Genomic DNA, 17,941 nt, shown 5'->3' on the forward strand with positions numbered 1-17,941 from the left:
TACGAGGTTGGGCTCGCGCGGCCGTGGCTGCGTTGTGTGTGGGCGCGGGCGCGGGCGTGGCTCTTGCCGGTCCGTGGACGCTGCCGGAGGGGCAGGGTCTTGCGATCGCGACGCTTCTCGGCTCGCAGGCCGACCATCGCTTCGACGCGGCGGGCGCGCTCGGCCCCATGCCGCGCTTCCGCAAGTCCGAGATCCAGGTGCTGGCCGAATACGGCATCACGGACCGCTTCACGCTGCGCGGGCGCACCGAGGCGCGGGCGCTGCGCTTCGAGGACCGGCCATCGGCCGACGACACGGGTCTCGGCTTCACGGAGATCGGCCTGCGCACGCGTCTCCTCCAGCGCGGGCCCCTGGTCCTTTCGGCGGAGGGAAACCTGCGCGGGGCGCAGGCGCGGGCCGTGGAGGGACCGGGCGCCGACGGCGGCTTCCGCTTCGAGGCGGAGGCGCGGGGTCTGGCGGGCTACGGCTTCCAGCTTCGCGGCCGGGACGCGTTCGCGGCGGGCGAACTCGCCTACCGCTTCCGCGCCTCGCGGCCCGACGAGCTGCGCCTCGACCTGACGCTGGGCGTGCGGCCGGTCCCGCGCACGCTGCTTCTGGCTCAGGTCTTCTCGACCTTTGCGGTCATGGGCGAGGACGGCGTGCCGGCCGGCAGCGACCACAAGCTGCAGCTGAGCGCGGTGCGCGACGTGACCCCCGCCGTGTCGCTCCAGCTCGGCGGCTTCGCAACCGTCGCTGCCCGCGAGCGGCTCGCCGAGCGCGGACTGCTTCTGGCGCTGTGGCGGCGGTTCTGACGAGGGTGATCCGCTACAAGAGCAACGCCAAGCGCCCACGGGGACCGCCAAAGATGCTTCGATGCAACAGCGCAGACGGGTGGAAACCGGTCGGTCTGCTTCAAAGCGAATCAACGGAAAAGCGGACGCCTGATGGGTCTTATGGTGTATCTCGCGCAGGAGGCTACATCAGAGGAGCTATGGCCGACTTATCCACGCATGTCACGGGAGGTGAGACTTGGTTGAACTGACCTACCGCGCGATGCGCACTTGGCTGATTGAGCGTGCGATCCCCGAGAAGGCAGCGGTCAGCTTTGCCGCATCGGTCGCATCGTAATAGTGAGCCCCATCAGTGGCGCACTTTCGCAGAAGGCTTTTCGCAACCTCCTTTTTGACCATGAAGGCGATCGAATAGATCTCGATGCCCTTCGCCTTCGCGCTCGAACAGACTGCGGTCGTATCCTCATTGACGCCGTTGATCTGGTTCTCGATCTGGGAAGCATTGCCAGACGGCTCCAAGTGTTTCCCATCGTTCGTTCGTGAGACCAGCGTGTTGTCGCCATCGGTCATCACGATCATGACCTTGCGTGGAGATCGGTTCTGCGGATCGTAGGCCTCTCCCTCCTCGAATGGCAGTGGAGGCGACAGGACGTTCAATCCCCATACAATGCCCGACGGGATATGGGTTAGAGCCGTATAGCTGGACGGCTGGTGCGTCATACCAGCGACAGCATCCAACAGGCTCTTGCGATCGGTGGTGAGGGGAATGATGGGTTGGGCACAGTTCTGACGCGTCTCGACATAGGCTGGGTATCGAGCGGTCGGGCTTGCATCGCTCTGCCGGAGCGTTCCGGTAACACGGGTACCTACACAGCCGTAGAACTTGTAATTCGTTGTGACCCTGTCGGTTCCGGTGCAGGTGGTTTCAGTCTTTGTCGTCGAGTACTGCGCGCAGGTCGTGTTGACGGGGCACGAGTAAGACTCGGTAACGCCGTCACGGACGCGCGTACAAGTCTTCGGTTCCGTGTTGTATTTCGAGCAATAAGGCGCAACGATATTCGTCGTTTTGGTGCACTGCCGGTTACCCTCACCTGTGGTGACCGATCGTTCCTCACCGTTAAGCTGCAGCCACGAGGCCGTCCGTTTGTCGGCACCAACGTTCACATGGTCGGCGTAGGGGACAAGCGCGATCGAGGTCGTCCCTTGCTTGGACGGATCGTCGGGCAAAAGGGTCTCCACCAGACTTTTGGCAGCCTTGCGCAAAGTCTGGATTCGCGTCTCGCCCGTGTTCGGATCCTTCTCGATCATGGAGTAGGTGTTGTCCAGGACGAGCGCGACTTCCACGATCTGGTCCGGAGCGCGCTTGGTCGTCGTCGACGCGGCGACGTTGACCCGCTCGATATTGGCCAAGCGCATGAAAGTCGTCTCGACGAAGCCGCTCCCATCGATGACGATATCTTCAGCGTTCGCGGAGAAACTGGCGACCTCAACACCCTCGATCGTATTGGGCAGGAGATTAGCTAGGACGAAGCTTTCGGCTTGGGACCGTAGTTTTGTGTCGTCCTGTTCGGTGGAGGCTGCGACAGCCAGGGCCGCAGTGTCGATGGCGTCCTGAAGATGGGACCGCGCCTTGTAGTAGCGCGATCCGTCGATAGCGAAGCCGACTGCCAGTATCAACGGAACCATCAAAATAGCTGTCATCATGGCGAAGTTGCCTCGCCGGTCAGCAGCAAAGCGTTGCCAAATGCACTTTCGGCCTGTGTTGATAGGTTTGCGATCGGTGCCGCTCACGAAGTGCAATCCTTGCAGAAGACAGGATCCCGACCACGGAAGCGTCCCTGCGCCTGCGCCGAAAGATCGAACGACGTCTTGAAGACGTAGGTCATGATCGGGAGGAAATCGTGCTTGGTCTCGGTAATGACCAGCGTGTAATCGCGGAGACGTTCGAGGTGAGGGGAGAGCTTGTAGTTCGAATTGGCGCCGAGCCGCTCCATACCTCTTGCTACCGACCACTGGACCTTGGCAACGCCGGCGGTATCGATGCGCACGGTCGTCACGCGTATATTGATAAGGCTCGTCCTGTACCGGGCCAGCATCACATCTGCCGCGTCGAACGTCTTCTGGACATCCGCTTTGGTGAGTGACGTCGATTGGGAAACCAAGTCGTTCACGGCCGTGGTCGCGTTCTGCAACTTATGGCTGAAGGTCACGGCACGGGTCAGGTCGACTCCGCCAAGGTAAAGTATCAGCAAAATTGGAACGGTAACAGCAAATTCGACGGTGCCAACGCCGGACGTACTGCCCAAAAATCTCTGTAACAGGTTGGAAGTGTGCTTCATCGTCTTGTCACGACTAGAAGGGCTCCGTTTGGAAGACCGCGACCGACATCAGAAGGTGCTTATTGTCATCAAGATCGGAGAGGAAGCGATCGACGATGTCCGTGTAGAGCGGATACTCGTAGAAGACGCGCAAGGCCATGATCTGCCCTGGGTTTCCTCTCTCGAACTGGAACTCGCCGCTCTGCAAACGACCGCTCGCTATGGGGGCATCGGTCGGAATCGATGAGAAGCTGGAATACGATCGCAGATCGATCCGGACGTTATCGCAGTTCAGCAGGACGAGAATGTTGCCACATAGATTCTTGCGAAAGTCTGCTTCTGACTGATTGAGCGTTGCTACCTGGCCCGTCCGAACCGTTCGGCCTGCTCGAGCGGTTGCCTGCTCAAGAGTGATATCTCCGATGAATATGCACGCCGTCTCCAAGATCATGAAGATGATGAGGAAGAAGGGTGCCCCGAGGAGGGCGAACTCTACGGCGGCGACGCCATCGCTACTACGATTAAAGTATCGAGCAATTCTTGACCAACGCCTTGCTGCGTCCGTCGCAAGTCCCAGCCGAGAGGTAGTGGTTTGCATGCCGCATGCGTACACGGGTTGTGTGTAGGATTAATTGACAACCCTACCCTGGCGACAAGCGGATCAAATCCCCATTGCTCGCACTATCCACGCGATTTACAACTCGAAAGAGGTATTTTTCATCGATAATGACCGCTTGGATTGTGTCATGGGTAGCCGATGAGAAGACAGCTCGCACCGCATTGCAGAGGAGTTGTTCAATCTGTGAGCTTTTGGCGCGGCTTGGAGAAAGCTAAGAACGCGCCAAGGTCACATCGGACCCCAAGATGTAGCGATCATTTGGCGGTAGGGCGATGCCGATGCCTGCTCTAAGGGCGTGCAATGATGCATCGCTTATGTCACTCCCGGATCGAAACCCGCCAGCCGAGACGATCTCTTCCCGGCTGGCTGGCTGGCGCCGTCAGACCTTGGCTGCCGTGTCCTTGGCGCTCGCCGCGCTCCAGTGGGGAAGGGCGGCGAGGACGGTGGCGATCGCCCCTTCCAGGTCCTCCGGCCCGTAGGGCTTGGGCAGGAGCGCGACGTGCGGGGCTTCCATGTCGAAGCCCTCGACGTGGCGATCGCCCGTGGCGAACACGATGCCGACGCCCGGCTTCACCTCCAGCGCCTGCCGCGCGAGCGCGGGACCCGACATGCCCGGCAGGTTGACGTCGGTCACGAGCACGTCGAAGGGCACGGTCTGGATCGCGGTCAGCGCGTCCTCGGCCCGGCCCGCCTCCACCACGACATGGCCGAGATCCTTCAGCATGTCGGCCGTGTTGAGCCTGATCAGGGCGTCGTCCTCGACGAGAAGGACGGTCGCCTGCGCCAGGCGCGGCGCCTCGATGGCCGGCAGCGCGCGCGGTGGCGCAGCCGGGGCGGGGGAGACCGGCGTCGCGTGAGCCGCAGGCGCGGGACGCGCGGCGGGCGCCGCCGTGCCGGCGCGGCGCGCCTGGTTGATCTGTTGCTGGTTGGCGATCGTGTGGCGGATCTTCCGCGCCAGCGCCTCGCGCGTGTAGGGCTTGGACAGGAGGCGCACGCCCGCGTCCAGCCGTCCGCCGTGGACGATCGAGTTCTCGGTGTAGCCCGAGGTGAAGAGCACCGCGAGGTCGGGCAGGCGCTCGACGGCCTTGCGCGCCATCTCCGGGCTCTTCATCGTGCCGGGCATGACGACGTCGGTGAAGAGGACGTCGATCGGGATGCCGCTTTCCACGACGTTGAGCGCCGACTGCGCGTCCACCGCCTTGAGGACGCGGTAGCCGAGGTCGGTCAGCATCTCGACCACGGTCGCGCGCACCGCCTCGTCGTCCTCCACCACGAGGATCGTCTCCGAGCCGCCCGAGACGGGGCCCGCGTCGACCTCGACCGCCATGTCCTCGCCCTGGTGGGCGCGGGGCAGGTAGAGCTTGATCGTGGTGCCGTGGCCGACTTCGGAATAGATCTTCACGTGGCCGCCGGACTGCTTCACGAAGCCGTAGACCATGGACAGGCCGAGGCCCGAGCCCTTGCCTTCCGCCTTGGTCGAGAAGAAGGGCTCGAACACCTTCTCCATGATCTCCGGGCTCATGCCGGTTCCCGTGTCGGAGACGGCGAGCATCACGTACTGACCGGGCTCGACGTCGGGATGGTGGCGAACGTAAGCGTCGTCGAGATGGGCGTTGCCGAGCTCGATCGTCAGCTTGCCCTGGCCGTCCATGGCGTCGCGCGCGTTGATCGCGAGATTCAGGAGCGCGTTCTCGATCTGGGTCGGGTCGATGAACGTGTTCCAGAGGCCCCCGCCCACCACGGTCTCGACCTCGACGCCCTCGCCGATCGCGCGGCGCAGCATGTCGTCCATGCCCTGCACGAAGCGCGTGACGTTGACGACCTTGGGCTCCAGTGCCTGGCGACGGCCGAAGGCGAGGAGCTGGGCGGCGAGCTTGGCGCCGCGCTGAACACCGGCCATGGCGTTCTCGACGCGCCGCTCGGCGCGCTCCATCCCCGCCACGTCGCGCAGGAGAAGCTGCAGGTTGCCGGAGACGACCTGCAGGAGGTTGTTGAAGTCGTGGGCGACGCCGCCCGTCAGCTTGCCGACGGTCTCGAGCTTCTGCGAACGGGCGAGCGCGATCTCGGCCTGGCGCCGCTCGTAGATCTCGGCTGCAATGCGCGTTTCCAGCGTCTCGTTGAGCTGGCGCAGCTGGTCCTCGGCACGCTGGCGGTGGCGCACCTGGCGCTCCAGCATGGCGGCGTGCTCGGCGAGACGCTCGGCGTTGAGCCGCTCGTCGGTGACGTCGGTATGGATGCCGACCCACTCGCGCAGCCGGCCGTCCCGGTCGAGGATCGGCACGCCGCGGATCGCGAAGGTGCGCCATTCGCCCGAGCGCGTGCGCACCCGGTGCTCGTGGATGAAGGTCGCGCGCGCGGCGACCGCCTCGTTCCAGGCAACGACGGTTGCGTCGGCATCCTCGGGGTGGACCGCCTTCGCCCAGCCGAAGCCGCGATACTCGGCCTCGCTCTGGCCGGTCAGCGCCTCCCAGCCGGGCTGAGGCCCTTCCATGCGGCCGTCGGCCGAGTTGGTCCAGAGCGTGCCGTGGATCGCCTCGACCGCGGCGCGGAAGCGCTCGTTGGACACATGGAGCGCGCGCTCGGCGGTCGCGCGCCCCGTGTTCTCCACCACCTTGCACAGGACGCCGCCGAAGCCGTCCCCCTCGCGCACGGGCGTGTAGAAGAGATCGAACGTCACCGTCTCGGGCGCGCCGTTGCGGTGGAGCACCATCTCCTGGTCGCGGAAGGCGTGGCGGCGGCCGGCCAGCCCCTCGGCCAGGCGCTCGCGGTTCCAGTCCCAGATCTCGGGCCAGATCTCGGGCACGAGACCGCCGAAGGCGCGCGGGTGCCTGGCGCCGGCGATGTCGACGTAGCCGTCGTTGTAGATCATGACGTGGGAGGGACCCCACATCAGGACCTGCGGCAGGGGCGCGTCCACCACCGCGTCGGCCATGGTGCGCAGCACCGGCGACCAGCTCTCGCGCGGTCCCAGCGGCGTCGCGGCCCAGTCGAAGGACTCCAGAAGCCGGCGGGTCTGGCTCGGCTCCGAAGGGAACGGGCTGGGGACGGTCATGGGGGCGGGCGATCCTGGGCGACGGGACGGGGCGCGGAACACGGCGCAGCTCTCCCCACTGCCGTCAAAATGCGGCGCGCGCAAGTCTTGCCCGCACGTGCGCGTCACGCGGGTGAGACGTTGCGGCGCGGGAACCGCTTGGCCGGCCAAGCTTTTCGCACATGCGAAGGAGCCTTGCCGCCCATGATCGAATCCCCGCGCCTGTCCGGCCTTGCCGTTCTTCTCGTCGAGGACGACCCCCTGATCGCCGCCGACACGCTCGAGGCCCTGGAGGAACGGGGCATCGAGGTGACGCTCGCGCGCAGCTTCGAGGAGGGCCGCCGGGCGGTGGAGCGCACGCGCTTCCAGGCCGCCGTCCTCGACATCGGCCTCGACGAGGATCGCGACGCGCTGCCGCTCGCCGACGCCCTGCAGGGGGCCGGCGTGCCCTTCCTGTTCCACACGGGGCTGGGGGAGCGGAGCGTGCTGCGCACCCGCTATCCGCGTGCGCCGGTCTGCCGCAAGCCCTGCCGGCCCTTCCATGTCGTGGAGGGGCTGCGCACCGTTCTGGCCGCCGCGGGCCGCCGGTCGCTGGCGGCCTGAGCCTTCAGCCCTCGCCGCCTTCGGGCGGAAGCAGGAGGGGCAGCGGGTCCATGCCGACGAGCCGCACCGCCACGGCGCGCAGGTGGCGGCGCATTTCGGCTTCTGCGCGGGCGGGATCGCGGTCGGTGATCGCCTCGAGAATCGCGGTGTGCTCGGCGCCGAGCCGCTCCAGGCGGCCGGGCGAGAAGCTCGCCGCCCGCATCTGCCCCCATCGCGCTTCGCGCCGCACGCGCGACAGGAGGTCCAGCATCGACAGGAGGAGCACGTTGCCCGCCACTTCCGCGATCGTGCGGTGGAAGTGGCTGTCGAGATCCTCGTAGTCCTGCGCGGAGCGGGCGCCGAAGGTTCGCCCGGCGGCGCGCGCGAGCTGGTCGAGCTGGGGCTGGGTGGCGCGCATGGCGGCCAGGCGCGCGGCCACGGGCTCGACGGCCAGGCGCGCCTCCATCACCGCGACCGGGCTCGCGAGGCGGCCGAGCGCGTCCGCCCGCGGCATCTGCGGCTCGACCGGGGCGGGCGGGGCACCCGCGAACGTGCCGAGACCCTGCCGCCGCCAGATGCGGCCCTCGCCCTCGAGCACGCTCAAGGCCTCGCGCAGGGCACGCCGCCCGACGCCGAGCTCCTCGGCCAGAACCCGCTCGGGCGGCAGGCGTCCGCCGGGAAAGCCGTCGGCCTCGATGCGCCGCCGCAGCTCACGCTCGATGCCGGAGCGCTCCGTGCCCGACGCCGCGTCCGCGTCGCCGTGTCCCGGCGGGCCCGGTTTCCGGCCGGTCGTGCCGCCGGCCCTTGCATGGTCCTGCATGCCGCGCTCCGTTCGCACCAATAGGAGAAGGTTCGCATTGGTTTGAGGAAGGCTAGCCGAAGGGCGAGTTGCGGACAATCGTCCCGCGACGGGAAGACGAAGCGGCCTCGATGCGGATCAACGGATCGTGAGCGCGGCGCTCGATCCGATGCGCTCCGCCCGAAAGGATCGAAAACGAGCCCTAAATCCCTGATCCGCTTCCATAGCGGACGGTTCGCATGCGACCTCGGTTGCCTGTGAAACGGTCGTGCTCGCCGGGCGCAGGGCAAAGCTCGCTCAAAATTTGTGCGCAAACCTTGTCGGGTGAGGATTGCGCCTTGGTTCGCTTTCCGGTTCATTCGCCCGCATGACGATGCTTGCGAACCACGAGACCGCCGGCCCGGGGCCGAGTGAGACGGCCGAGCCGGTTCTGCGGCTGCGCGACCTGTCGCTGCGCTTCGGGCGCACCGGCGCCGACCTCGTGTCGGGCGTCTCGCTGACCGTCGGGCGGGGCGAGACCTTGTGCGTGGTGGGCGAGTCGGGCTGCGGCAAGAGCGTGACGGCGCTGGCGCTGATGGGGCTCCTGCCGAGCCCGCCCGCGCGCATCACCGGCGGCGAGGCGATCTTCGAGGGGCGCGATCTCTTCCAGCTTTCGGAGCGCGAGCGCGCCGATCTGCGCGGCTCGGCGATGGGCATGATCTTCCAGGAGCCGATGACCTCGCTGAACCCCGCCTTCACGGTGGGCCAGCAGATCGCGGAAGGGGTGATGCGCCACCGCCGCGTGTCCAAGGCCGAGGCCCGCGCGGTCGCGCTCGACATCCTGAAGCGCGTGCGCATTCCCGCACCCGAAAAGCGGCTCGACAGCTACCCGCACCAGCTTTCGGGCGGCATGCGCCAGCGCGTCATGATCGCGATGGCGCTGGTCAACCAGCCGCGCCTGCTCATCGCCGACGAGCCGACCACGGCGCTCGACGTGACCATCCAGGCGCAGGTCCTGGCGCTGATCGCGCAGCTCCAGCGTGAGACCGGCACGGCGATGATCCTGATCACGCACGACCTCGGCGTCGTGGCCGAGGTCGCGACGCATGTCGCCGTCATGTATGCGGGGCGCGTGGTGGAGGCGGGGCCCGTCGAGGCGATCTTCACCGACCCCCAGCATCCCTACACGATCGGCCTGATGGGCGCGATGCCGTCTCTTGGTGCCCGCCAGGCCTCGCTGTCCACGATCCCCGGCACCGTGCCGCCCGCCGACGACATGCCGGAGGGCTGCCGCTTCGCGCCGCGCTGCCCCTTCGCGCAGGACAACTGCCGAGCGGAGGACCCCCCGCTGCGCGAGGTCACCGCCCGCCACAGCGCGGCCTGCTGGTATGCGCCGCTGGAGGAGAAGCTGCCCGCAAGCGACACCCGGAGGGCCGCCGCATGAGCGCCGACGCGTCCGCCTCCACGGCCGAGCCGATCCTCGAGGGCCGCAACCTCGTGAAGCGCTTCGGCGGCGGAGGCTTCCTCCAGCGCCGTCCGGCGGTCCACGCCCTGAACGACGTGTCGCTCACGGTCCGGCGCGGCGAGGTCTTCGCGGTGGTGGGCGAATCCGGCTGCGGAAAGTCGACGCTCGGGCGCGTGCTGCTCGATCTCATCTCGCCGACCTCCGGCGAGGTTCGCTTCGAGGGCCGCGCCATCTCCGGCGCCAAGGGGGCGGACGCGCTGAAGCTGCGGCGCGAGCTGCAGATCGTGTTCCAGGATCCCTTCGCCTCGATCAACCCGCGCATGAGCGCCGGCGAGGTGGTGGGCGAGCCGATCTGGCTGCACGGGTTGCGTCCCGCCGCCGAGCGGCGCGAGCGCGTCGCCGAGCTCTTCCGCACGGTCGGCCTTCGCCCCGCGATGATGGACCGCTTCCCGCACGAGTTCTCCGGCGGACAGCGCCAGCGCATCGGCATCGCGCGGGCGCTGGCCTGCGAGCCCAAGTTGCTGCTCGGCGACGAACCGGTCTCGGCGCTCGACGTGTCGATCCAGGCGCAGATCGTGAACCTTCTGGAGGAGCTCAAGGAGCGCCTCGGGCTGACGCTCGTCGTGGTCGCGCACGATCTGGCCGTGATCCGCCACATGAGCGACCGCGTGGCCGTCATGTATCTCGGCGAGATCGTCGAGGAGGCGCCGACCGAGCCGCTCTTCGATCAGCCGCTCCACCCCTATACGATGGCCCTCATGGAGGCGATTCCGCAGCCCTCGCCGCTCCTGAAGCGCGAGCGCCAGCTCCTGGAAGGGGATGTTCCGAACCCCGTCCAGCCGCCGTCCGGCTGCAAGTTCCACACGCGCTGCCCGCATGCCAAGGCCCGCTGCTCGACCGACCGTCCGGTGCTGGAGACGGCGGATGCCTCGGGCCGGCGCGTCGCCTGCCATTTCTGGCGCGAGATCCAGGCCGCCGGCTCGTCGGCCTCGCTGCCGCTGCCGCCTCCCAACGAGCGGCTCGACCGCCGCCTCGCGCTCTATCGCCAGTGGCAGGCCGCCAAGCCCGCCTCCGAAATCCCGGCATAAGAACCGGACCCCAAGCATCCCGAGGACCAGTAGCCCCATGACCCGTACCTTGAAGGCCGCGCTGCTCGCGACCGCCGTTCTTCTTCCCGCAGGCGGCGCCTTCGCGCAGACCCTGAACATCGGCCTCCAGGACGATCCCGACCTTCTCGACCCGCACCGCGCGCGCACCTTCGTCGGGCGCATCGTCTTCACCGCGCTGTGCGACAAGCTCGTCGACATCACGCCCGACCTCCAGATCGTGCCCCAGCTCGCCACGCGCTGGGAGACGAGCGCCGACGGGTTGCGCGTCACCATGGACCTGCGCACCGACGCGACCTTCCACGACGGCACCAAGATCGACGCGGCGGCGGTGAAGGCTAATCTCGACCGGGCGCGCGAGCTGCCCGACAGCCTGCGCAAGAGCGAGATCGCCTCGATCAAGAGCGTCGACGTGGTGGACGCCGACACGGTCCAACTCAACCTGTCGCGGCCCGACGCCGCCCTCCTGTCGCAGCTGTCCGACCGCGCCGGCATGATCATGTCGCCGGCCGCCTTCGACACGATGGGCACCCAGCCGGTCTGCTCCGGGCCCTACCGGTTCAAGGACCGCGTCCAGAACGACCGCATCACGCTGGAGAAGTACGACGGCTACTGGGACGCCGCCGCCTATCCGACCAAGACCGTCGTCTACCGCCCGATCCCGGACACGACCGTGCGCTTCGCCAACCTCCAGTCCGGCGATCTCGACATCATCGAGCGCATCGCGCCGACCGACATGGCGGCGGCCGAGGGCAATCCGAACCTGACGGTCGTGCCGGTCACGGGCCTCGGCTACCAGGCGATCGCCTTCAACCTCGCGAACGGGGCGGGCGCGGCCAACCCGCTCGCCACCGACGCCCGCCTGCGCCGCGCCTTCGACAAGATGATCGACCGCTCCGTGATCAACGACGTTGTGGGCCTCGGCTCGTTCACGCCCGCCACCCAGCCCTTCCCGCCCGCCTCGTTCGCCGCGCCGAAGGACGCGGCCGCCACGGCCGACGTCGAGGGCGCCAAGGCGCTTCTGAAGGAAGCCGGCGTGACGCGCGTGCCGCTCACCATCACTTACGGCAACAACACCACCTCGCAGCAGGTCTACGAGCTGATCCAGGCGATGGGCGCCGAGGTCGGCTTCGACATCCAGCTGCAGCCGACCGAATTTGCCGCGCTCCAGTCGACGCTGAAGAGCGGCGACTTCCAGGCCGGCCAGTCCGGCTGGTCGGGCCGCGTCGATCCCGACGGCAACATCCACCAGCACGTCACCTGCGGCGCCGGCCTCAACGACGGGCACTACTGCAACGAGGCCGTGGACAAGCTCCTGAACGAGGCGCGCTCCACCAACGACCAGGCGAAGCGCGTCGAGCTCTACACACAGGCCAACGCGCTGCTCGAGGCCGATAAGCCCGTCTCCTACCTCTACTTCCTGCCCTATCCCTTCGCCCACAAGAAGGCGCTCCAGGGCTTCGTCGGCTACCCCGACGGCATGATCCGTCTGCGAGGCGTCAGCCTCGCGAACTGAGTTCCCCACCCTCATCCCCAACGGAGACGACCCGATGCGCAGAACCCTTCTCGCCACGCTGCTTCTCGTGAGCGTCTCCGCTCCCGCCCTTGCGGAAGGGACGCTGCGCATCGGGCTCCAGGAGGACCCGGACGTCCTCGACCCGCACAGGGCCCGCACCTTCGTCGGGCGCATGATCTTCACCTCGCTCTGCGACAAGCTGGTGGACGTGGCGCCCGACCTGACCATCGTGCCCCAGCTCGCCACCGAGTGGAGCTTCGACGAGGCGGGCACCAGGCTCACCTTCAAGCTGCGGCCCGACGCGACCTTCCAGGACGGCACCAAGCTCGACGCGGCAGCTGTGAAGGCGAACATCGAGCGCGCGAAGTCGCTGCCCGATAGCTTGCGCAAGAGCGAGCTGACCTCGGTGGCCTCCGTCGAGGCGCCGGACGCGCAGACCGTGGTGATGAACCTGTCGAAGCCGGACGCGACGCTTCTCGCCCAGCTGTCGGACCGCGCGGGCATGATCCTGGCACCCTCGGCCTTCGAGACCTTCGCCGACAAGCCGGTCTGCTCGGGCCCCTATTCCTTCGTCAGCCGCACGCAGAACGACCGCATCGTCCTGCGGAAGAACCCCGCGCACTACGACGCGGCGAACTACCATTTCGACGAGCTCGTCTTCCTGCCGATCCCCGACACGACGGTTCGCCTCGCCAACCTCCAGTCGGGCGACATCGACATGCTGGAGCGTCTGGCGCCCAACGACATCGCGGCGGTCGAGGGCGATCCGAACCTCCGGTTCCTCCAGGCGGCGGGCACTGGCTTCGTGGAGTTCCGCTTCAACGTCGCCAACGGCGAGCGGGCCAAGGAGCCCTTCGGCTCCGACAAGCGCATCCGCCAGGCCTTCCAGCTCTCGATCGACCGCAACGTCATCAACGAGGTCGTGGGCTTCGGCACGTTCGAGCCCGCCCAGCAGCCCTTCCCGCCGGCGAGCCCCTACTACAACCAGTCCATTCCGGTCGTGCAGCGCGACGTGGAGCGCGCCAAGGCCCTCCTGAAGGAAGCGGGCCACGAGCGCGTATCCGTGGAGATGGCCTTCGGCAACTCCACCACCTCGCAGCAGATCGCCGAACTCGTCCAGGCCATGGCGGCGGAGGCGGGCTTCGACGTGACGCTTCGCCCGACCGAGTTCGCCGCCATGCAGCAGGAGATGCAGAGCGGCAACTTCCAGATGGCGCAGATCGGCTGGTCGGGCCGCGTCGATCCGGACGGCAACGTTCACCAGTTCATGACCTGCAAGGGCTCGCTCAACGACGGCAAGTACTGCAACCCCGAGGTCGACCGGCTGCTCAACGAGGCGCGCACCGTCACCGACCAGACCGCTCGCAAGGCGCTCTACGACCAGGTGCAGGCCATCACGCAGGACGAGATGCCCTCGATGGACATCTACTACCAGCCGCGCGCCTTCGCGCTGCGCGCCTCGCTGGACGGCTTCACCGCCCATCCCGACGGCATGATCCGTCTCCGGGGCGTGATGCTCAAGCCCTGACGCCTTCAGCTCGGGCGGCGCCCGCGCCGCCCGGCTCCTCCAAGGGAATACAAGCTCCATGCGATCCACCGGCCTTCTCGTCCTCGGCGCGCTCCTCCTGTGCGGCAGCGCCGTGCCGAGCCATGCGCAAGGCGTGCTTCGCATCGGGCTCAACGAGGATCCCGACGTCCTCGACCCGCATCGCTCCCGCTCCTTCGTCGGCCGCATCGTGTTCGGCTCGCTCTGCGACAAGCTGGTCGACATCACGCCGACGCTGGAGTTCACGCCCGCGCTGGCGACGACATGGCGCTGGAACGCCGATTCCACCCAGCTCACGATGGAGCTGCGCCGCGACGCCCGGTTCCACGACGGGACGCGCGTCGATGCCGCGGCGGTCAAGGCCAATCTCGACCGCGCCCGCACGCTGCCCGACTCGCTTCGCAAGAGCGAGATCTCGTCCGTGGCGAGCGTCGACGTCGTGGGCGAATTCACGGTGCGGCTGAACCTGTCGGAGCCCAACGCCACGATCCTCGCCCAGCTCTCCGACCGGGCCGGCATGATGCTCTCGCCCGCCGCCTTCGGCGAGAACGACACCCTGAGCCGCGAGCCCGTGTGCTCGGGCCCCTATCGCTTCGAGAGCCGCACCCAGAACGACCGCATCGTCCTCACGAAGTTTCCGGACTACTACGACGCCGCGCGCTACCGGTTCGACCAGGTGGTCTTCCTGCCGATCCCCGACACGACGGTGCGCCTTGCCAACCTGCAGTCGGGCGATCTCGACCTGATCGAGCGCATGGCGCCCTCGGACGCGCCGGCCGTGGAGGCGAGCCAGACGCTGAAGCTCGCGGTGGGAGCGGGGCTCGGCTACCAGAGCCTGACGATCAACGTCGCCAACGGCGAGCGGGCCAAGACGCCGCTGGGCGAGGACAAGCGCATACGGCAGGCGCTCAACCTCTCGATCGACCGCGACGTCATCAACGATGTGGTCGGCGGCGGCATCTGGGCGCCCGCCGGGCAGCCCTTTCCGCCCTCCAGCCCCTACCATAGCCCGCGCTTTTCCGCGCCGGCGCGCGACGTCGAGCGCGCCAAGGCGCTTCTGGCCGAGGCCGGACAGGAGCGGGTCGCCTTCGAGATGCTGGTCGCCAGCTCCAGCACCGGGCAGCAGGTCGGCGAGCTGATCCAGGCCATGGCGGCGGAGGCGGGCTTCGACATCACGCTGCGCCCGATCGAGTTCGCCGCCATGCAGCAGGAGATGCCGGCCGGCAACTTCCAGGTCTCGCAGGTCGGCTGGTCGGGCCGCGTCGATCCCGACGGCAACATCCACCAGTACGTCTCCTGCAAGGGCGGCCTCAACGACATGCGCTACTGCAACGAGACGGTCGACCGGCTCCTGAACGAGGCGCGCCGCGCGAGCGACCCGGCCGCCCGCCTCGCGCTCTACGACCAAGCCCAGACGATCCTCCAGGACGAACTGCCGATCATCTACACCTACTATCAGTCCTACCCCTTCGCCCACTCCGCGCGTCTGACGGGCTTCGTGCCCTATCCCGACGGCATCATCCGCCTGCGCGACGTGGCGCTGGCGGACTGAGGCGAACGCAAGGCTGAGAGGCAACGCCCATGCTCTCCATCATCGCCCGCCGCGCGCTGGTCGCGATCCCGACACTGGTGATCGTCTCGCTGCTCGTCTTCGCGCTGCAGAAGATCCTGCCGGGCGATCCCGTGCTGACGCTGGCGGGCGAGGAGCGCGATCCCGCCGTCCTCGCCTTCCTGCGCGAACAGTACCGGCTCGACGACCCGATCTACGTCCAGTACTTCGCCTGGGTGGGGCAGGTGCTGCGCGGCGACTTCGGCGTCTCCCTGCGCACCGACGTGCCGGTCGCGACCCTTATCCTCCAGAAGCTGCCCGTCACGCTGCAGCTCGCCGCCATGGCCATGGTCTTCGCGGTCCTGATCGGCATTCCGGCCGGCATCCTGGCGGCGGTGCGCAAGGGCACCTGGATGGACTACGCCGCCAACGTCTTCGCCCTGTCGGGCCTGTCGATCCCGAACTTCTGGCTCGGCATCCTCCTGATCTTCCTCGTCTCGGTGCAGCTGCAATGGCTGCCGGCATCGGGCTACGTGCCGCCTACGGAAGATCTCTGGCAGTCGCTGCGCACCATGCTGATGCCCGCCTTCGTGCTCGGCACGGGCCTCGCCGGCTCGCTCATGCGCCACACGCGCTCGGCCATGCTCGGCGTCCTGCGCGCCGACTACGTGCGCACGGCCCGCGCCAAGGGCCTCCTGCCCAAGGTCGTGGTGCTGAAGCACGCGCTGCGCAACGCGCTCGTGCCGATCGTGACGCTGCTCACGCTTCTCTTCGGCGAACTGATCGCGGGCGCGGTCCTGACCGAGCAGATCTTCACGATCCCCGGCTTCGGCAAGCTGATGGTGGATGCGGTCTTCACCCGCGACTACGCGGTGGTGCAGGGCGTCGTGCTCTGTACCGCGATCGGCTTCATCGCGATGAACCTCCTCGCCGACGTCCTCTACGTCCTGATCAACCCGCGCCTGAGGCACGCCTCGTGAGCACCGTCGTCCAAGCCAACCCCGGCGCCGTCGTGGGAACGCCCAAGCGCGCGCCCAGCCGCGCGCTGCGAAAGTTCCTGCGCAACCGCGCCGCGATCGTGGGGGCGGTGATCGTCCTCTTCTTCGCGGCTTTGGCGATCTTCGCCCCGCTCGTCACCTCGTTCGATCCCGCGGCGACCAGCTTCCGCGCGATCCGCAAGGCGCCCTCCGCCCTGAACTGGCTCGGCACCGACGAGCTCGGCCGCGACGTCTTCTCGCGTCTCGCCTACGGCGCGCGGGCCTCCTTGATGGCGGGCGTCGTGTCGGTCGCGATCGCGGTCGTGGTGGGCGTGCCCTTCGGTCTGCTGGCCGGCTATTTCGGAGGCTGGATCGACGCCGCGATCTCGCGCGTCACGGAGGCGCTGCTCGCCATCCCCTTCCTGATCCTCGCGATCGCGCTCGCCGCCTTTCTCGGCCCCTCGCTGACCAACGCCATGATCGCGATCGGCCTGTCGGCCGTGCCGGTCTTCATCCGCCTCGCCAGAGCCCAGACGCTGACCGTCGCTTCCGAGGACTACGTGGAAGGGGCGCGCGCCATCGGCCTGCCGCACCGCTGGATCCTGGCCCGCTACATCTTCCCCAACACGCTGCCGCCGATCATCGTCCAGGCGACGCTGACGATCGCAGCCGCCATCATCGCCGAGGCCTCCTTGTCCTTTCTCGGCCTCGGCCAGCAGCCGCCCAACCCGTCCTGGGGCTCGATGCTGAACACGGCCAAGAACTTCATGAGCCAGGCGCCCTGGATGTCGGTCTTCCCGGGGGCTGCGATCTTCCTGGTCGTTCTCGGCTTCAACCTTCTCGGCGACGGCCTGCGCGACGCGCTCGACCCGCGCGAGCACTAGAGGCGAAGCGCCCGAAAGGGCGATCGCCAAGACATCAGCATCTGGGAGTGCCATCCATGTTCACCACCCGCCCCGAGCTTCTCGGCACGTTCGGCGCCGTCGCCACCACGCACTGGCTGGCGACGGCTGCCGGCATGCGCATGATGGAACTCGGCGGCAACGCCTTCGACGCCGGCGTCGCCTCGGCCTTCGTGCTGCAGGTCGTGGAGCCTCATCTCGTGGGTCCCGGCGGCGACGTGCCGATCGTCTTCCATTCGGCAAGGACCGGGCGCACCGAGGTGATCTGCGGCCAGGCGCCGGCTCCGGCGGGCGCGACGATCGAACACTACAAGCGGGAGGGCCTGGAGCTCATCCCCGGCAACGGCCTGCTCTCGACCGTCATTCCCGGCTCGTTCGACGCCTGGATGCTGCTTCTGCGCGACCATGGCGAACTCCCGCTGCGCACCGTCCTGGAGCCCGCGATCCACTATGCGCGCCACGGCCATCCGCTCCTGCCGCGCGTGTCCGACACGATCGGCGGGCTGGCCGAGTTCTTCCAGCGGGAGTGGCCGACCTCGGCCGCGCTGTATCTCCCGAACGGCGCGGTGCCCGAGGCGCGCAAGCTCTTCCGCAACGAACCGCTCGCCGACACCTGGGAGCGGGTCCTCGGCGAGGCCGAGAGCGCCGGGGCGGACCGCCAGGCGCAGATCGAGCGGGCGCGCGACACGTTCTACCGAGGCTTCGTGGCCGAGGCGATCGAGCGCTTCGCCCGAAACACCGAGGCCATGGACCAGAGCGGCGGGCGCCATCGCGGCGTGATC

15 protein-coding genes are annotated in these 17,941 nt (G+C 67.9%); 10 read left to right on the forward strand and 5 right to left on the reverse strand.

Features of this window, described 5'->3' with window-relative positions; translation table 11 throughout:
• The first annotated feature begins 56 nt into the window (after positions 1–56).
• Positions 57–791, forward strand: coding sequence for a hypothetical protein (locus AUL35_RS13705; protein ID WP_156417990.1), 735 nt, complete (start codon positions 57–59; stop codon positions 789–791).
• A gap of 231 nt (positions 792–1,022) precedes the next feature.
• On the opposite strand, the gene AUL35_RS13710 is transcribed toward AUL35_RS13705, so the two are convergent.
• From AUL35_RS13710 to AUL35_RS13720, 4 genes are all read right to left on the reverse strand, one after another.
• Positions 1,023–2,561 carry a pilus assembly protein gene (locus tag AUL35_RS13710; RefSeq protein WP_156417991.1) on the reverse strand — a complete coding sequence of 513 codons (1,539 nt, stop codon included), beginning with the start codon at positions 2,559–2,561 and terminating at the stop codon, positions 1,023–1,025.
• The gene (locus AUL35_RS13715; RefSeq protein WP_062015690.1) at positions 2,558–3,109 is read right to left on the reverse strand and encodes a TadE/TadG family type IV pilus assembly protein; all 552 of its coding nucleotides are present in this window, start codon (positions 3,107–3,109) and stop codon (positions 2,558–2,560) included. The genes AUL35_RS13710 and AUL35_RS13715 overlap by 4 nt, the downstream gene beginning before the upstream one ends.
• Positions 3,110–3,122: 13 nt before the next feature.
• Positions 3,123–3,686, reverse strand: a complete 564-nt coding sequence (locus AUL35_RS21660; RefSeq protein ID WP_082666327.1) for a TadE/TadG family type IV pilus assembly protein — start codon at positions 3,684–3,686, stop codon at positions 3,123–3,125.
• Positions 3,687–4,086: 400 nt separating this feature from the next.
• Positions 4,087–6,759 (reverse strand): response regulator, encoded by a 2,673-nt coding sequence (locus AUL35_RS13720; protein ID WP_062015692.1) that lies wholly within the window; start codon positions 6,757–6,759, stop codon positions 4,087–4,089.
• Positions 6,760–6,942: 183 nt separating this feature from the next.
• Here AUL35_RS13720 and AUL35_RS13725 point away from each other — a divergent pair, with 183 nt between their 5' ends.
• Positions 6,943–7,341, forward strand: coding sequence for a response regulator transcription factor (locus tag AUL35_RS13725; protein WP_062015693.1), 399 nt, complete (start codon positions 6,943–6,945; stop codon positions 7,339–7,341).
• A 4-nt stretch (positions 7,342–7,345) separates the two neighbouring features.
• Here AUL35_RS13725 and AUL35_RS13730 read toward each other — a convergent pair whose 3' ends face one another.
• A complete protein-coding gene (locus AUL35_RS13730; protein WP_156417992.1) occupies positions 7,346–8,140 on the reverse strand; it encodes a FadR/GntR family transcriptional regulator in 795 nt (264 codons plus the stop codon).
• A 346-nt stretch (positions 8,141–8,486) separates the two neighbouring features.
• Between AUL35_RS13730 and AUL35_RS13735 the strand changes: the two genes are divergently transcribed.
• The 8 genes from AUL35_RS13735 to AUL35_RS13770 all read left to right on the forward strand — a co-directional run.
• Entirely contained in the window at positions 8,487–9,542 is a 1,056-nt protein-coding gene (locus AUL35_RS13735; RefSeq protein ID WP_062015697.1) for an ABC transporter ATP-binding protein, read from the forward strand.
• Positions 9,539–10,651 (forward strand): ABC transporter ATP-binding protein, encoded by a 1,113-nt coding sequence (locus AUL35_RS13740; RefSeq protein WP_062015699.1) that lies wholly within the window; start codon positions 9,539–9,541, stop codon positions 10,649–10,651. Before AUL35_RS13735 ends, AUL35_RS13740 begins: the two co-directional genes overlap by 4 nt.
• Positions 10,652–10,688: 37 nt before the next feature.
• Positions 10,689–12,185, forward strand: a complete 1,497-nt coding sequence (locus AUL35_RS13745) for an ABC transporter substrate-binding protein (RefSeq protein ID WP_062015701.1) — start codon at positions 10,689–10,691, stop codon at positions 12,183–12,185.
• Between the two features lie 34 nt (positions 12,186–12,219).
• Positions 12,220–13,713 carry an ABC transporter substrate-binding protein gene (locus AUL35_RS13750; RefSeq protein WP_062015703.1) on the forward strand — a complete coding sequence of 498 codons (1,494 nt, stop codon included), beginning with the start codon at positions 12,220–12,222 and terminating at the stop codon, positions 13,711–13,713.
• A gap of 58 nt (positions 13,714–13,771) precedes the next feature.
• Positions 13,772–15,283, forward strand: a complete 1,512-nt coding sequence (locus tag AUL35_RS13755) for an ABC transporter substrate-binding protein (RefSeq protein WP_062015705.1) — start codon at positions 13,772–13,774, stop codon at positions 15,281–15,283.
• A 29-nt stretch (positions 15,284–15,312) separates the two neighbouring features.
• On the forward strand, positions 15,313–16,260 hold the full coding sequence (locus tag AUL35_RS22765) for an ABC transporter permease (protein ID WP_062015707.1): 948 nt from the start codon (positions 15,313–15,315) through the stop codon (positions 16,258–16,260).
• A 32-nt stretch (positions 16,261–16,292) separates the two neighbouring features.
• Positions 16,293–17,141, forward strand: a complete 849-nt coding sequence (locus AUL35_RS13765; RefSeq protein WP_244493776.1) for an ABC transporter permease — start codon at positions 16,293–16,295, stop codon at positions 17,139–17,141.
• A gap of 56 nt (positions 17,142–17,197) precedes the next feature.
• On the forward strand, positions 17,198–17,941 hold a 744-nt coding region (locus tag AUL35_RS13770; protein ID WP_192847097.1), incomplete at its 3' end, for a gamma-glutamyltransferase.

Source organism: Aureimonas sp. AU4 (assembly GCF_001463765.1).
Taxonomy (GTDB): Bacteria; Pseudomonadota; Alphaproteobacteria; order Rhizobiales; family Rhizobiaceae; genus Aureimonas.

Bases quoted from the DNA above. Each gene is read 5' to 3' on its own strand.
- AUL35_RS21660 (WP_082666327.1), bottom strand. From the start codon at position 3,686: ATGCAAACCACTACCTCTCGGCTGGGACTTGCGACGGACGCAGCAAGG.
- AUL35_RS13715 (WP_062015690.1), bottom strand. From the start codon at position 3,109: ATGAAGCACACTTCCAACCTGTTACAGAGATTTTTGGGCAGTACGTCC.
- AUL35_RS13730 (WP_156417992.1), bottom strand. From the start codon at position 8,140: ATGCAGGACCATGCAAGGGCCGGCGGCACGACCGGCCGGAAACCGGGC.
- AUL35_RS13755 (WP_062015705.1), top strand. From the start codon at position 13,772: ATGCGATCCACCGGCCTTCTCGTCCTCGGCGCGCTCCTCCTGTGCGGC.
- AUL35_RS13750 (WP_062015703.1), top strand. From the start codon at position 12,220: ATGCGCAGAACCCTTCTCGCCACGCTGCTTCTCGTGAGCGTCTCCGCT.
- AUL35_RS13740 (WP_062015699.1), top strand. From the start codon at position 9,539: ATGAGCGCCGACGCGTCCGCCTCCACGGCCGAGCCGATCCTCGAGGGC.
- AUL35_RS22765 (WP_062015707.1), top strand. From the start codon at position 15,313: ATGCTCTCCATCATCGCCCGCCGCGCGCTGGTCGCGATCCCGACACTG.
- AUL35_RS13745 (WP_062015701.1), top strand. From the start codon at position 10,689: ATGACCCGTACCTTGAAGGCCGCGCTGCTCGCGACCGCCGTTCTTCTT.
- AUL35_RS13735 (WP_062015697.1), top strand. From the start codon at position 8,487: ATGACGATGCTTGCGAACCACGAGACCGCCGGCCCGGGGCCGAGTGAG.
- AUL35_RS13720 (WP_062015692.1), bottom strand. From the start codon at position 6,759: ATGACCGTCCCCAGCCCGTTCCCTTCGGAGCCGAGCCAGACCCGCCGG.
- AUL35_RS13725 (WP_062015693.1), top strand. From the start codon at position 6,943: ATGATCGAATCCCCGCGCCTGTCCGGCCTTGCCGTTCTTCTCGTCGAG.